The 13,523-nt window shown below is 65.0% G+C and carries 15 protein-coding genes and 1 pseudogene; 8 read left to right on the forward strand and 8 right to left on the reverse strand.

Translation table 11 applies throughout. The features are described 5' to 3' along the window. Positions 1-97: 97 nt before the first annotated feature. Positions 98-298 (forward strand): annotated as a pseudogene (locus BM113_RS14940) (DUF7521 family protein); the annotation flags it as partial. A 61-nt stretch (positions 299-359) separates the two neighbouring features. Here the strand turns inward: BM113_RS14940 and BM113_RS14945 are convergent. After that, complete coding sequence (locus BM113_RS14945) at positions 360-1,460, reverse strand: M48 family metalloprotease (protein WP_089788863.1); 1,101 nt, start codon at positions 1,458-1,460, stop codon at positions 360-362. A gap of 149 nt (positions 1,461-1,609) precedes the next feature. Here BM113_RS14945 and BM113_RS14950 point away from each other — a divergent pair, with 149 nt between their 5' ends. Further along, the gene (locus BM113_RS14950) at positions 1,610-3,139 is read left to right on the forward strand and encodes a replication factor C large subunit (RefSeq protein WP_089788864.1); all 1,530 of its coding nucleotides are present in this window, start codon (positions 1,610-1,612) and stop codon (positions 3,137-3,139) included. 76 nt (positions 3,140-3,215) lie between these two features. Beyond that, positions 3,216-3,428, forward strand: a complete 213-nt coding sequence (locus BM113_RS14955; protein WP_089789072.1) for a hypothetical protein — start codon at positions 3,216-3,218, stop codon at positions 3,426-3,428. A gap of 58 nt (positions 3,429-3,486) precedes the next feature. Here BM113_RS14955 and BM113_RS14960 read toward each other — a convergent pair whose 3' ends face one another. Both BM113_RS14960 and BM113_RS21940 read right to left on the reverse strand, forming a co-directional pair. After that, the gene (locus BM113_RS14960) at positions 3,487-4,713 is read right to left on the reverse strand and encodes an aminotransferase class I/II-fold pyridoxal phosphate-dependent enzyme (RefSeq protein ID WP_089789073.1); all 1,227 of its coding nucleotides are present in this window, start codon (positions 4,711-4,713) and stop codon (positions 3,487-3,489) included. Between the two features lie 196 nt (positions 4,714-4,909). Continuing rightward, the gene (locus BM113_RS21940; protein WP_143095846.1) at positions 4,910-5,701 is read right to left on the reverse strand and encodes a twin-arginine translocation signal domain-containing protein; all 792 of its coding nucleotides are present in this window, start codon (positions 5,699-5,701) and stop codon (positions 4,910-4,912) included. 489 nt (positions 5,702-6,190) lie between these two features. Here BM113_RS21940 and BM113_RS14970 point away from each other — a divergent pair, with 489 nt between their 5' ends. Beyond that, positions 6,191-7,153 carry a hypothetical protein gene (locus BM113_RS14970; RefSeq protein ID WP_089788866.1) on the forward strand — a complete coding sequence of 321 codons (963 nt, stop codon included), beginning with the start codon at positions 6,191-6,193 and terminating at the stop codon, positions 7,151-7,153. Positions 7,154-7,448: 295 nt separating this feature from the next. On the opposite strand, the gene BM113_RS14975 is transcribed toward BM113_RS14970, so the two are convergent. The 3 genes from BM113_RS14975 to sucC all read right to left on the reverse strand — a co-directional run bounded on the left by BM113_RS14975 (position 7,449) and on the right by sucC (position 10,097). Further along, positions 7,449-7,898, reverse strand: coding sequence for a universal stress protein (locus tag BM113_RS14975; protein WP_089788867.1), 450 nt, complete (start codon positions 7,896-7,898; stop codon positions 7,449-7,451). Positions 7,899-8,076: 178 nt separating this feature from the next. Then, complete coding sequence (sucD, locus tag BM113_RS14980; protein WP_089788868.1) at positions 8,077-8,949, reverse strand: succinate--CoA ligase subunit alpha; 873 nt, start codon at positions 8,947-8,949, stop codon at positions 8,077-8,079. Next, complete coding sequence (gene sucC / locus BM113_RS14985) at positions 8,946-10,097, reverse strand: ADP-forming succinate--CoA ligase subunit beta (protein WP_089788869.1); 1,152 nt, start codon at positions 10,095-10,097, stop codon at positions 8,946-8,948. The genes sucD and sucC overlap by 4 nt, the downstream gene beginning before the upstream one ends. A gap of 304 nt (positions 10,098-10,401) precedes the next feature. On the opposite strand from sucC, the gene BM113_RS14990 reads away from it, so the two are divergent. Beyond that, positions 10,402-11,274, forward strand: a complete 873-nt coding sequence (locus tag BM113_RS14990; RefSeq protein WP_089788870.1) for a UbiA family prenyltransferase — start codon at positions 10,402-10,404, stop codon at positions 11,272-11,274. A gap of 21 nt (positions 11,275-11,295) precedes the next feature. Here the strand turns inward: BM113_RS14990 and BM113_RS14995 are convergent, their stop codons facing one another. Further along, the gene (locus BM113_RS14995) at positions 11,296-11,523 is read right to left on the reverse strand and encodes a DUF5795 family protein (RefSeq protein WP_089788871.1); all 228 of its coding nucleotides are present in this window, start codon (positions 11,521-11,523) and stop codon (positions 11,296-11,298) included. A gap of 174 nt (positions 11,524-11,697) precedes the next feature. On the opposite strand from BM113_RS14995, the gene BM113_RS15000 reads away from it, so the two are divergent. After that, entirely contained in the window at positions 11,698-12,015 is a 318-nt protein-coding gene (locus BM113_RS15000) for a hypothetical protein (RefSeq protein WP_089788872.1), read from the forward strand. Between the two features lie 72 nt (positions 12,016-12,087). On the opposite strand, the gene BM113_RS15005 is transcribed toward BM113_RS15000, so the two are convergent. After that, positions 12,088-12,342, reverse strand: a complete 255-nt coding sequence (locus BM113_RS15005; RefSeq protein ID WP_089788873.1) for a DdfA family disk-determining factor — start codon at positions 12,340-12,342, stop codon at positions 12,088-12,090. A gap of 232 nt (positions 12,343-12,574) precedes the next feature. Here BM113_RS15005 and BM113_RS15010 point away from each other — a divergent pair, with 232 nt between their 5' ends. Both BM113_RS15010 and BM113_RS15015 read left to right on the forward strand, forming a co-directional pair. Continuing rightward, complete coding sequence (locus BM113_RS15010; protein ID WP_089788874.1) at positions 12,575-12,784, forward strand: DUF7979 domain-containing protein; 210 nt, start codon at positions 12,575-12,577, stop codon at positions 12,782-12,784. A gap of 210 nt (positions 12,785-12,994) precedes the next feature. Beyond that, a complete protein-coding gene (locus tag BM113_RS15015; protein WP_089788875.1) occupies positions 12,995-13,399 on the forward strand; it encodes an SPW repeat domain-containing protein in 405 nt (134 codons plus the stop codon). Positions 13,400-13,523: the final 124 nt, after the last annotated feature.

Consider the following 13,523-nt stretch of genomic DNA (forward strand, 5'->3'; position numbering starts at 1 on the left):
AGACGCTCAGAAGATCCACAAGCAACGACCGATCCTTCAAGAACAGCTCGCTACCACCATCCAACCGACCGCTGAGGCTTAGCTAAAGACCAATGCCCTCATCAGTTTCCAGTCCTACCGCAAACAGCCCTCGAAGCGCCTCGAGTCGGCGTTCATCGGGTTCGCGTTCCTCAGCATGGGCGTCGGGCTCACGACGATCGTCTCGCAACTGCCCTCTCCCTCGACCCCGTTTTACATCGTGGAGACGGTCCCGTTCATCGTCGGGTTCGGCATGCTCTATCTCTCGCTGTATCGCTGACGCTCGTCGTCGTTTCGGATTGTTCTCCTCGTCCGTCACGATTGTGTCCGACGATCAGTCATCAGTCGCCGCCGATCGTCGCGGACGCCCGGAGTCGCTCGATCCGTACGGCCAGCGGCGGGTTCGTTCCGAACCAGGCGCGTTTCGGTGACGTCTCGAGATCGAACCCCGACTCGTCGGCGACCCGCTCGAACGCGTCGGCCAGCGTTCCCGGCCCGACCCGCTCGGCAGCACGTGCGTCCGCGCGCAACCGGAGCCGTCGGGAGAGGGCGAACCCGACGAAACCCAGTACTGCCGTCGCTCCGATTCCGGCGGGCAGTTGCAGTTCGCCGGTCAGGCCCGCCAACAGTGGCACGGCGGCACACACGAAGACGGCCGCGGAGACCAACCGCTCGCAGTGGGCTGCCTGCTCCCGCCGAGCCGCGACGACGCCGGTCAGGGCCTCGTCTGCGAGCCCCGACAGCGCACCCTCGCCGACGAAGAGCGTTCGGCCGCCGGGCGCTCCCAGCACTTCGACGCCAGCGTACCGATCGCCGGCCTCGACGACGCGTACGCGTCGTGGCTCGAGGTCCACCGCCTCGAGGATGCCCTCGAGACGGCCCCGCTCGGGGCCGGTGGGCGGTCGCGTCCCGATCGTCAGGTCTCGGAGGAAGGGACTACCCGCCCAGAGGCCCGCGAAAAACACCAGCAGTAATCCGGCGAGTGCGAACGCCCCGGCCTCGATCGCCGGCTCGAGCAGGGAGGCGAAAAGCAGGGTAACGACGAACAGGCCGGACACGTACCGGAAATAGTGGTTTCGGGCGCGAGACGGAGCGTCCATCCCGGGCAGGTCGTACTGGCGGACGATCCCGGCGACCGTTCCCGCCGCGACACACCCTGCGGCGACCCCGCCGGCGACGGCAGCGAGGACCACGGTGCCGACGCCGTCGCCGCGGAGTAGGTCCCCGACGCTCGCGCCGGCATCGACGACGACCCAGACGGCGATTCCGACGACCGCTGACGGACCGACCGCCACGACGTTCGCTCCGCGAACGGCCCGTTCGTCGCTCCAGTTGCGAGCCAGACGGCCGTAACTGTAGCCGAGACCGACGCCGAGAACCGAGGCAGTTCCGACGCCGAACGCAAGGAGGAGCCACAGGAAAGACGTGATCAGCAGGGACATATATCCGAACTTTTCAGTTAAATACAATATATTTTCGGTCGAGCGCTCGGTGAATCGCGTGGGCCCACGAGCACGCGGCGGTGCGGTCGGCGAGCGCGAAGAGTGACGCTCCGCAACCACTAAACGCGGCTCGCACCAACCACGTCCCAATGAGCGACTGGACCGAGAAGTACCGCCCGACGACCCTGTCGGAGGTACGCGGAAACAACAAGGCCCGAGACCAACTGAAGGAGTGGGCCGAGACGTGGGACGAGCACCGGGACGCGGTGATCGTCCACGGCAGCCCCGGCGTCGGGAAGACCTCCGCCGCCCACGCGCTGGCCAACGACATGGGCTGGCCGGTCATGGAGTTGAACGCCAGCGACAACCGCCAGGCCGACGTCATCGAGCGCATCGCCGGCGAAGCCTCGAAGAGCGGCACCCTCACGGGCGGCGGTGCGGGCCGCCGACTCGTCGTCCTGGACGAGGCCGACAACTTCCACGGGAACGCCGACTACGGCGGCTCGAGGGAGGTCACGCGGGTCGTCAAGAACGCGAACCAGCCCATCGTCCTCGTGGCCAACGAGTTCTACGACATGAGCCAGTCGCTGCGAAACGCCTGCGAGACGATCGAGTTTCGCGACGTCTCGAAGCGGTCGATCGTTCCGGTCCTGCGGGACATCTGCCGGCGCGAGGGCGTCGAGTTCGAGGAGGAGGCCCTCGAGAAGATCGCCGAGTCGACCAGCGGCGACCTGCGCTCGGCGGTCAACGACCTCCAGGCGGTCGCCGAGGAGGCCGAGCGACTGACCGTCGAGGACGTCGTCACGAGCGAGCGGGACACGACCGAAGGCATCTTCGACTTCCTCGATACGCTGATCAAGGAGGAAGACGCCCAGGGCGCGTTGCAGGCCTCCTACGACGTCGACGAGACACCCGACGAGATGTTGAACTGGATCGAGGACAACGTCCCCAAGGACTACGAGGGGGGCGAACTCGCGGACGCCTACGAGTTCCTCTCGAACGCCGACCGATGGCTCGGCCGCGTTCGTGCCACCCAGGACTACTCGTTCTGGCGGTACGCGAGCGACAACATGACGGCGGGCGTCGCCGCCTCCCGCCGCGAACCCAAGGGCGGCTGGACCCGCTACGGGCCGCCGAGTTACTGGCGAAAACTCGGCAGCAGCAAGGGCAAGCGCAACACCCGTGACGCCATCGCCGAACGAATCGCCGAGCGCGAGGGGACGAGCGTCGCGACGGCCCGCCGCGAGATCCTGCCGTTCCTCTCGGCGATGACCCACCACTGCAAGAACCGCGATCTGACGGTCCGGATGACCGCAATCTACGAACTCGACGAGAACGAAGTCTCGTTCGTCACCGGCAGCGGGAAAGACACCAACAAGGTCCAGTCGATCGTCGAAGACGCGGAGGAGATGCGAACCGAAGCGACCGTCGAGCACTCCGGCAGCGCCTTCTTCGGCGGGGGCGAAAGCGAGGACGGGGACGAAACCGACGACACCGACGAGACGCAAACGAAACCGGAAACCGCCGACTCGAGCGGCCAGGTGACGCTCGCCGACTCGAGCGACTCGAGCGACGGGAGCGACGCCGAGACGGAAACCGGATCGGCGTCCGAATCCCCGGACACTGCCCCGAGTGCAGAACAGGACGAGGATCAGTCGGGGCTAAACGACTTCCTCTAGGGCGAGCTGTCAGTATTATTACCACCGGTAGTCTTACATCGGTCAACGTCGTCACTACGCCACGGTGAACGGCGAGATGACCGACCAGCAGCGATGCCCGCTCTGTCCGAACCGGTACGATCAGCGAACGGATCTCCGAGTGCACCTCGAGGTCGAGCACCGGAAATCCGAGATCGTATCGTGGCTGCTCGACCGCGAGTCCCGGGAAGCGGGGAAGTTGCCGTCCCGCGAGGGCGGGGCCGACGAGTCCGCCGTGCTCGAGCAGGATCGGGCGGCGACGTCCGCTTGACTTCTTTCAGGCACCGAACTCGAGACTCCTCGAGAGCCGACCGGGACCACGGGCCCGGCTACAGAACCCCGACTTCCTCGCCGGCCGCCTGAATCGCCTCCAGGCAGGCGACCACGTCGTCCGGCTCGTGGGTCGCCATCGGCGTGATCCGGAGCCGCCACTGAGCGTCCGGAACCCGGATCGGCTCGACCGCCGGAACGACGACGTCCCGCTCCCGAATGCCGTCGGCGACCGCGACCGCGTCCGAGCGGTCTCCGACCGGGACGGTGAGGATCTGCGAGTCCCCCAGCGCCTCGACGCCCAGCGTCTCGAGGCCATCTCGCAGGTGGGCGACGTTTTCCCAGATCCGTTCGCGCGCGCTTCCATAGCGCGCGCGGTGAAGCGCCTCGCTCGCGGCCGCGGCCGCCGTCGGCGCGAGGCCGTACGCGGCGGCGAACGATCGGCAGTCCCGTACCAGACACTCGATCAGAGCATCGCTCCCGGCGACGTACCCGCCCTGGCTGGCCAGCGCGGTCGAGAGCGACCCCAACTGGACGTGGATCCGATCCTCGAGGCCCTCGGCCTGAACGACCCCGCCGCCGCCGGCGTAGAGGCCGGTGGCGTGAGTCTCGTCGACCGCGATCCAGGCGCCGAACTCATCGGCGAGGTCACAGATCGCCGACAGCGGTGCGACGGTGCCGTCGACGCCGAAGACGGTGCTGGTGACGATCAGCCACGCGTTCTCGGCGGTCCCGTCCGCCTCGGGTGAACCGGCTGCTCGCGCCCGCTGCTCGAGCGCTGCCTCCAGGCTCCCGGGATCGCAGTGGTCGTACGTCACTCGCTCCGCGCCCGCGAGCCGGCAGCCGTCGACGAGGCTCGCGTGGATCGCCTCGTCGGCGAAGACGACGTCCGGCTCGAGGGCCGTGATCGTTCCGACCGCGGCGGCATACCGCGAGGAGAACGCGAGCACGCGGTCGGTCCCTTCCGTCTCCGCGAGTTGTCGCTCGAGGTCGTGGTGAACCAAGGTGTCCCCGGTTCGGAGGCGGCTCGCGCCGGCCCCGGTGCCGACGGCCGCAGCGGCCTGTCGCACCGCGTTCTGGACCCGCTGGTCGTCCGTCAGCCCCAGGTAGTTGTTCGATCCGAACACGAGCGTCTCCTCGGACTCGAGTACCGGAAGGTCACCGCCGGCCGGTGGGGCGAAGTAGCCGCGTTCCGCCACCCGGTCGGCGGGCGACAGCGCCCGCCTGTGCTCGTCGCCCTCGAGAGACGCCACCCGACCCTCGAGGTCGAACCCGCGGTCTTCCATTCGCGTGAACCGAGTCCGCGGGTTGGTTTTACTCTCACGGTTCCGCTCGAGGGTGAGTGTTCGGCACATACCCCTCGCGATGACCATCGATTCCGCTGGATCAGTAGAACAGAACGGTGATTAACGTCCGCGGCTCGAGACAGAAAAGTCGGAACGATCGGTGGATACCGGGTCCGAGATCGATTCGTATCTTTGTTTATTTTTTGTGCTTTTCGTCCTTTCGGTCTTGTTGACCGAATGGGCCTGCCGGTTCGGATTGGCTCCAGGCGAAGGCATCACCACTGGTAGCGTCGCTCACCGTCTCCGAGTTTTGGACGTTCGTGTTCGACTGGTTCAGATCGACGCTTGTACGAGCATCGCCGGATTCGATGGTCTGGTCGCCGACGTCTACGTCAATATTAATCTGATCCTCCTCTACGACCGGTTCGTCGATTAAATCGTCATCATCGGTGACTCCTTCACCATCTCCTCCGTTCTCACCGTTTTCGCCGTTCTCACCGTTTTCGCCGTTCTCACCGTTTTCGCCGTTCTCACCGTTTTCGCCGTTCTCACCGTTTTCGCCGTTCTCGCCGCACTGGTAGAACGTTGCGTTGCTGATGTCCGGCGCCTCCTCTGGTACGCAGAACGTCGTGGTCCCGTTTACGGGGGCGATGTAACAGTTTTGTCCCGCTTTGAGCGTTATGAAGTCGGCGCCGTCCGGAATCTGTTCTGGGGTAAAACAACGAGGGTTCCCAGGTACGTTGGGCGTACCGACGGGGATGATTAGCTCTCCCGGGCATTCCGTTATGACACAATCGATGCACTGCCCGATCTGTGCGCCTCCTTCGAACTCACCGCAGAATTCGGCCGTGACCGTGTTCTGTGCGCCGGCTGGTGCCGTGCCAAGCAGGCCGACAGCGCCGGCTGCCCCGATTCCTTTCAGTACCTTTCTGCGATCGATTGTCGATTCTCCAGGCGCGTCGTCTCCATTTGGCCCGTCTTCTGTCATGGTTATAGTTTCCGTTGAATTCCGTTTCTCGTTCGGTCCCTCTCCTCTCCTATCGCCTACGTACTCCGACGGAACACGCTCGAGATGGTATCTCCGGCCCAAAATGAAGTCGAGTGGTTGTTCGTCACGTTGGTTCGATATTACGATAAATTACGAAGGCCGTACGAGTCACCGGTCGACTCGAGACGGCAGGTCCGGAATCACCCTCCCCTCTTGCCTGCAAGCGGACCGAAACGACACCCTACAACCAGGAATCGGAGGTATAGAACCCGCCGTCGGACGACTCCGGAGTCCCACGAACAGCTTGTCGTTTCTCTTCTTGTTGCCGATTTTCGAGAGCGTTCGAAAAATTTGAACGTGTGTCCACCCGTATCAGCGGCACTGTCGAAAACGGCCGACACGCTAATATGTATCTACTCTCGCACGCCGGCCGTGCAAAAATTCCAAAAGTTAAATAGCTGTGAAAATGTATTTCAACGAAATCGACCTATGACCGACGGCACAATCGAGGACGACGCGGGGAAGCCCGGTGGCGTGGGCGGTGGTGGGATCGAGTTCGCCTCGAGCGCCGACGAACTGTTCGGCGGCATCGCGGACGAGTCCCTCGGCGATCCGTCGATCGAGGATCGTTCCGGGGGCGGAACGGACGGCGACGGGGGCGATGACGATGCCGACGACGCCGACGACGAGGTCGAAGACCGGACCGCCGCATCGGTCTTCGGCGAACTCAAGGATACGGTCGGGGACGACGCCGATACCGACGGGTTGCTGGAGGGCGAGACGCCGGACGATATCATCGCGAGCGCCGACGAACCGGAACCGGAACCGGAGCCAGCACTGGAGACCGAAGCGGACGACGACATCCTCGCGGACGAAGGGGAACTCGAGGACCTCCTGTTGACGGGCCGAACCGAGGGCCAGGAGTTCCTCTGGGTCGACACCGCGAGCGAGGGCGACGACGAGACCGACGGCGAGTCGGAGGCGAAACTCGACTGGGAGGCAAACGTCGAGACGGCGACGGATACGGAAGCCGAACCGACGCCGGTCGAAAGCGACGGCGACGGCGACGGCAACGGCAACGGCAACGGAAGCGCCGACGGAACCGCCGACGGCGACGAGGGGACGGCAGCGAACGAGCCAGCCTCGAGCGACTCCGATCTCGAGGACACCGCCGAGGAGCGGGCGGAACCGCTCGAGGATACCGGAGACGAAACCCCGAGCGCGGAACCGGAGGAGAGTGAGGGAGAGAACGAAAGCGAGAGCCCCGTGACCGACGCAAGCGTCGAGGCTCCTGACGAATCCTCCGGGACGAACGGCGGGGGTGAGAGGGAAGATGGGGACCACGCAACTGGCGCAACTGATTCCGACGCCGGCCCTGACCCTGATCCCGATCCCGATTCAGCCACCCCCGGACTCTTCCGCCGATTGCTATCGAAACTCAACCCGTTCTGAGTTCCCCGGACGACGCGCTCACGGATCGCTCGGGTGCCACCCGAGCCCCGTTCGGCGTACCGTGTACGATCCCGCACCACACTCCGGACAGCCGGTCCCGCCCGTATCCGCGCCCGAACGCATCGGGCGGTCCGGGATGGTGTGAGTTGCTCCGCACTGATCGCACTCGAGATGGACGGACATCGTGGTTCGATTTCCGACGGACGGCCGGATAGGAGTACTGCCGGAATCGGCCAGGAACGTGGCGCCAGTACGACCCGTTAGAGGCCACTCGGAGCCACGGCTCGTGGCACGATCAGGCGCTGTCGTCTTCGTCCACGTTGACCGTAACGACCGGCACCGGCGAGGACCGGACGACCCGTTCCGCGACGCTCCCGATCAACTCCCGGGAGGAGCCGGTCCGCCCCGAGGTCGCCATGACCACGAGATCGACGTCGTTCTCGTCGACGTACTCGAGGATCGTTTCGTGGGGGACGCCGCGGACGACTGACGTTTCGACCTCGAGGTCGGCCGTCTTCGCCCGGTCGGCGACGGCGGCGACGGCCCGGTCGCCGGCGTCGAACAGCGATCCGTAGATTTCCTCCTCGGTTTCGCTGTCTATGTTGTTGCCGAACGCCGGCGACGACTCGACGACGTACTGGGTGTGCAACGTCGCGTCGTACTGCGTCGCGAGGTCGATCGCGTGCTCGAGGGCGACTTCCGATCGCTCGGAACCGTCTGTCGGCGCGAAGATCGCGTCGTACATAGCCGTGCATTCGGATAAGCGGTTTGAAGGGTTTTCGGCCCCTTTCGCCGACCGACACCGGGGAGTCTCGAGCGGACTCGAGAGGGTAGCACTCGAGCGGAGAACGGAAATCGAGTCGAAAACCGAAACCGCGGACGGGATCGGGGATCGAGGATCGGGCGCTATCGGCGGCGCCGAATCAGGCCAGGAACTCTTCGATGTGGTCGGCGACTTCCTCCGGAGTGTCGCCGACGGGGACGCCCGCGTCGTTCAGCGCCGAGATCTTGCTCTCGGCGGTGCCGGTGCCGGAACCGGAGACGATGGCGCCGGCGTGGCCCATGCGCTTGCCCGGCGGGGCGGTGCGACCGGCGATGAACCCGGCGACGGGCGTGTCGACGTGTTCGTCGATGTACGCGGCGGCCTGTTCTTCGTCCTCGCCGCCGATTTCGCCGCACATGACGATCGCATCGGTCTCGAGGTCGTTCTCGAACAGCTCGAGCGCGTCGATGAAGTTCGTCCCGATGATCGGGTCGCCGCCGATGCCGATGGCGGTGCTCTGGCCGAGGCCGCGCTCGGTGAGGTTGTCGACGACCTGGTAGGTCAGCGTCCCGGAGCGGGAGACGAGGCCGACGTTCCCCTCGGCGAAGATGTTACCGGGGAGGATGCCCAGTTTCGCCTCGCCGGGCGTGATGAGGCCGGGACAGTTCGGGCCGACGAGTCGCGTGTCGGTCTCGGAGAGGCGCTTGTTGACCTTGGCCATGTCCTGGGTCGGGATGCCCTCCGTAATCGCGACGGCCAGATCGAGGTCCGTATCCAGCGCCTCGAAGATGGCGTCGCCCGCGAACGCCGGCGGGACGAAGATGACCGACGTGTCGGCGTTCTCTTCCTCGACGGCCTCGTGGACCGTGTCGTAAACGGGGACGCCGGCGGCCTCCTGGCCGCCCTTGCCGGGGACCGCACCGGCCACGACGTTGGTCCCGTACTCCATCATCTGTTCGGCGTGGAACTTGCCTTCCCCGCCGGTAATACCCTGTACCACGACGCGCGTGTCGTCGTCGACTAGAACGCTCATTGTTCGTTCACCTCCTCGGCGTACTCGACGGTACGCTCGACCGCGTCCTCGAGGGTCTGTTCGACCGTCACGAGGTCCTCGTTCAGAATTTCCATACCTTCCTCCCAGTTGGTGCCCGCCAGTCGGACGACGACCGGTTTGGGAATCTCGTCGAACGCCTCGAGCGCCTCGTTGATACCGCGGGCGACCTCGTCGCCGCGGGTGATGCCGCCGAAGATGTTGAAGACGACGGCGTCGACGTTCTCGTCGGAGAAGACCATATCCAGGGCGTTGGCGATGCGCTCGGCTTTCGCGCCGCCGCCGACGTCCAGGAAGTTGGCGGGTTCGCCGCCGTAGTGGTCGACGAGGTCGAGCGTCGTCATGACGAGGCCCGCGCCGTTGCCGATGATGCCGACGTTACCCGAGAGACGGACGTAGTCGAAGTCGTACTCGTCTGCCTTCCGCTCGAGTTCGTCACCGCCCGCGGCTTCCTCTTCCATCTCCTCGAGGTCGGGGTGTCGGAAGAGGGCGTCCTCGTCGACGTTCATCACGGCGTCGGCCGCGATGACCTCGTCGTCGTCGGTGATCATCAGCGGGTTGATCTCGACGTCGGAGCCGTCCTTGCTTTCCCAGAGGTCGTACAGCGTCTTCAGGATGCTCGAGACGTCGCGGGCGACCGCCCTGTCGACGCCCGCGTCGTAGACGGCCTTGCGGGCCTGGTAGGGGTGCATGCCGAAGGAGGGGTCGATGTGCTCGCGCGCGATCGCGTCGGGGTCCTCCTCGGCGACTTCCTCGATGTTGACCCCGCCTTTGGTCGAGACCATCGCGACGGGCTTGCCCTCGCCGCGGTCCATCGTGATCCCGACGTAGAGTTCGTTCGTGAAGTCGACGGCCTCCTCGACGAGGACCTGGTCCACGTGGTAGCCCTTGAGATCCATCCCCAGAATCGAATCGGCCGCCTCGCGGGCTTCCTCGCTGTTCTCGACGAGTTTGATCCCGCCGGCCTTGCCGCGGCCACCGACGTGTACCTGCGCCTTGACTGCGACTGGATACCCGATCTCGTCGGCCGCGTCAACGACCCCGTCGACGTCGGAGGCGAGTTGTGATGCCGGCGTCGGGATGCCGGCGTCGGCGAAGACCTCCTTCGCCTGATATTCGTGTAGTCTCATATCCATTCGAACGGCCGTTCCGGCCTTGCTTAAATCCTGCCAGTTTCCGCTCGGGACGGAGTAGCATCCGGGCCTCGAGGGGGACGTCTCGGCGGACGATCTACCGTCCACTGTTCCCGCGACCGAAGCGTTTGACTCGAGGGAGTCCATAGCACGTCACACGGACGACGGACCGTCGACCGCCGCGGCGCACGTTCGACGCCGCTCACGAGACGACGGTTCCGGAGGGCCGCGGCTCCACACGTCGATCGGCCACGGTCCGCGCCAGCCACGCCGACCACGTCACACGCCAGGACAACGACCGGTGACCCATCCGACTGTCACGCACCGAACGCGGCGGTTGATCGCCTCCCTCGAGCGCGCACTCCGCGGACTCGTCCACAGTAACCTCTTCATCTCGCTGGCGACGATGAGCGTCGTCGTTACGACGGTCATCCTCGCCGACCTCCCGCTCGAGCCGTTGCCGCTGTTTATCGTCTTCGCGGCGACGCTGTTCGTCTACACCGTCAACCGGTTCACCGACCTCGAGGAGGACGAGGAGAACGTTCCCGACCGGGCGTCGTTCACCAAACGCTACGGCCGGTACCTGCTCGCACTCGGCATCGGGCTGTACGTCGCCGCCATCGCCGTCGCAGTGGTCCTGGGACTGCCGGGAGCAGTCTACCTCCTCCTGCCGCTTGCCGTCGCGCTCCTGTACTCCGTCGGCGGAATCAAGCAGGTCTTCCTGGTGAAGAACCTCTTCGTCGGCTTCGCCTGGGGCGTGATCCCCCTCGGGGTCGGCTACTACTACGGCCAGCTCTGGACCCTGGAGATTCTCGTGATCACGGGATACGTGACCGCGATGATCACCGTCGCCGCGGTGATCTTCGACGTCAAGGACATCGAGGGCGACCGCGAGGAAGGGATCGCGACGGTGCCCAACCGCCTCGGGACGGCCGCGACCAGGCGGTACGCGCAACTCGCCAACGTCGCGATCGCGGCCGCCGTCGTCGCCATCGTCGTCGGCACGTCGCTGTCGCTCGAGTTTCTCGCTTTGCTCGCGATGAACGGCTACGTCGCCGGCTACATTCCCTTCGCTCACCCGGATCGGACCGTGCTGTACTACGGGTTCATCGTCGACGGCGAACACGTGTTCCTGGCCGTCGTAGTCGTGGGACTCGAGTGGCTCGTCTGGTGACGCCGCCGGCGTCAGTCCCGGTCAGTCCCGGTCGGTCTCGCTCCAGTCACAGTCCTGGCACTTCCAGCCGGTGACGAACTCGGTGACAGAGGGCATGTAGCCGACTTTCAGGACGTCGCCGCCGCAGTCTGGGCAATCCCTGTCGGCTTCCTCGATCGATTCGGCCTCCATGACGGAGTCACCCTCGACGAGTTCCGCGAGTTTTTCGGCCGTAACCATACGTCCCTGAACGACGCGATTTTGGCTCACGTTCGCGCTCCGTGCGCGATCACCCTAAGCGTTTCCGGGCCGGGCCGCCTAACGTCGTCCGACCGCGCGACCACGCCCTCCACCGCCTCTGGGACCGGATCGAACGGGGTAACGGAGAAGCGGCCTGTAGCTGCGGGCCCAACGGTATAGGGGGGCCGAAGCCAAGACCTGACCATGGAAACGCGATGGGCGACCGTCGACGGCGTCCGGGTACGCCTACCCGAGAACGTGACGGCCGATCAGTTACGAGACGCCCTCTACAAACCCGAGGACGCCGTCCTGATCGGCGTGACGGGCGACCTCGTAACCGTCGTTCACGAGGAGGAGCGGCCGCTGTCGGAGCTGATCGCCGGTTGTGCCGACACCTACTACTTCAGGCGGGACGGCGAACTCGAGCGCACGGACATTCCCGCCATCTCCGAAATCGAAACGGCGACCGACGATCCGACGCAGGACGAGACGACGTTCCAGCGTCCGGACGTCAACCCCTGAACTGGTAGAATCCGTTCCCCCGTAGGCTTCGTAATCGGAGCGATCGACAGTGGCCGGGCCCCAACCTCTCTACTATTCGCGCTCGACGGTCACGACCGGTTCGTCGTCGAACTCGACGGTGATCCGATAGCCCGCGTAGGGAAACTCGACCCGTCCCGTCCGGGTCGTCCCGGACTCGGTCGTCGAAAAGACGGCCGTCAGCGCGTCGGGATCGACCGCGTCGAACAGCGGCGGTAACTCGGCGGGGTCCGCGTCCTCGAGCGTGGCAACCGCTGTTACGATCCGTTCGCACACCCCGTCGGCATCGTCCTCGAGGGTCTGTCTCATTGCTACGGTTGGCTACGCTCAATCGTTAATATATTTCGGTATCAAAATAACCTTAACTCATCACTTTCGGTTATATCTACTCACCCTATCGATCACCTCCGCGAGTCCTACACTCTTATAGGGAAAACGTATGTCCAATTGAATTCGGTTTCTACAGACTCTAGTAGACGATCGTTATCGACACCGGGAAAATATTGAAGTGTCTGCACACCTTTTCGTGGTACACAATACCATGAGTGTAGATATCACTCTCGAGCGAGTCGACGATGTCCCCGCCGAATCCCGGATCTGCCACTACGACGAACTGGGCGAAGCAGCGAAGGAACGCCTCCCGGCACTGACGGAGGATCCGGGTACCGCCGTCGACGGGACCGTCGCGGATGGATTCCAGGACTGCGACCTCGTCAAGTTCACCGAGTACTACGAAGTTTCCCTGCACTGACTGCGTTCGGTCGAATCCTCGGTTTCATCACCCGCCAGCGACCGCGCAACTCCGCTACTGCGCCACTCCGCTACTCCGCCACTCCGCCACTCCGCCACTCCGCTACTCCGCCACTCCGCTACTCCGCCACTCCGCTACTCCGGAGAAGACGACTCTCACCGGCGTTTACACGGTCGTACCTTTAGTGACCTCGAACGCGTACGTGTAGTCATGACCACGAGCGACTCGCGATCGATCCGCAGGGCCTCGCCGACGGCACAGCGCGCAATCGGGCTCGCGGCCGGCATCGGCGCTTGGACGGTGTTCTCGGGCGTGTTCTTTACCGGCACCGGATGGATCGTCCCGCACAACCTGCTGGTCGGGGTCGCGATCGCGACAACCGCTGCCTTCGCCGCGGCGTTTCCCGGCGGCGGGCCGCTCCCGGTGCCCGGACTCGTCCCGCGGCTCCTGACCGGACTGCTCGGAGCGTGGTTGCTTGCGTCGGCGTTCGTCTTCGGCCTGTCAGGGATTCTGTTCTGGAACAACGTCGTGGTCGGCGCAGTCGTCGCCGTCCTGGGGATCGCAAGCGTCGTCGCGAACCGTGGCACGGCGGACGTCTCCGCGACGGCGACCTGATCGGATACCGTCCGATTTCTCGAGGGTGGAAAAGGACCGAGCCCGGGACAGTACGGTAGCGACAGCCATCGCTACCGAACGCGAATAACAGGGAAGTGTTCCGTCTGGGATTTGACCCACGCGA

This window comes from Natronobacterium haloterrestre, from assembly GCF_900112205.1.
GTDB lineage: Archaea > Halobacteriota > Halobacteria > Halobacteriales > Natrialbaceae > Natronobacterium > Natronobacterium haloterrestre.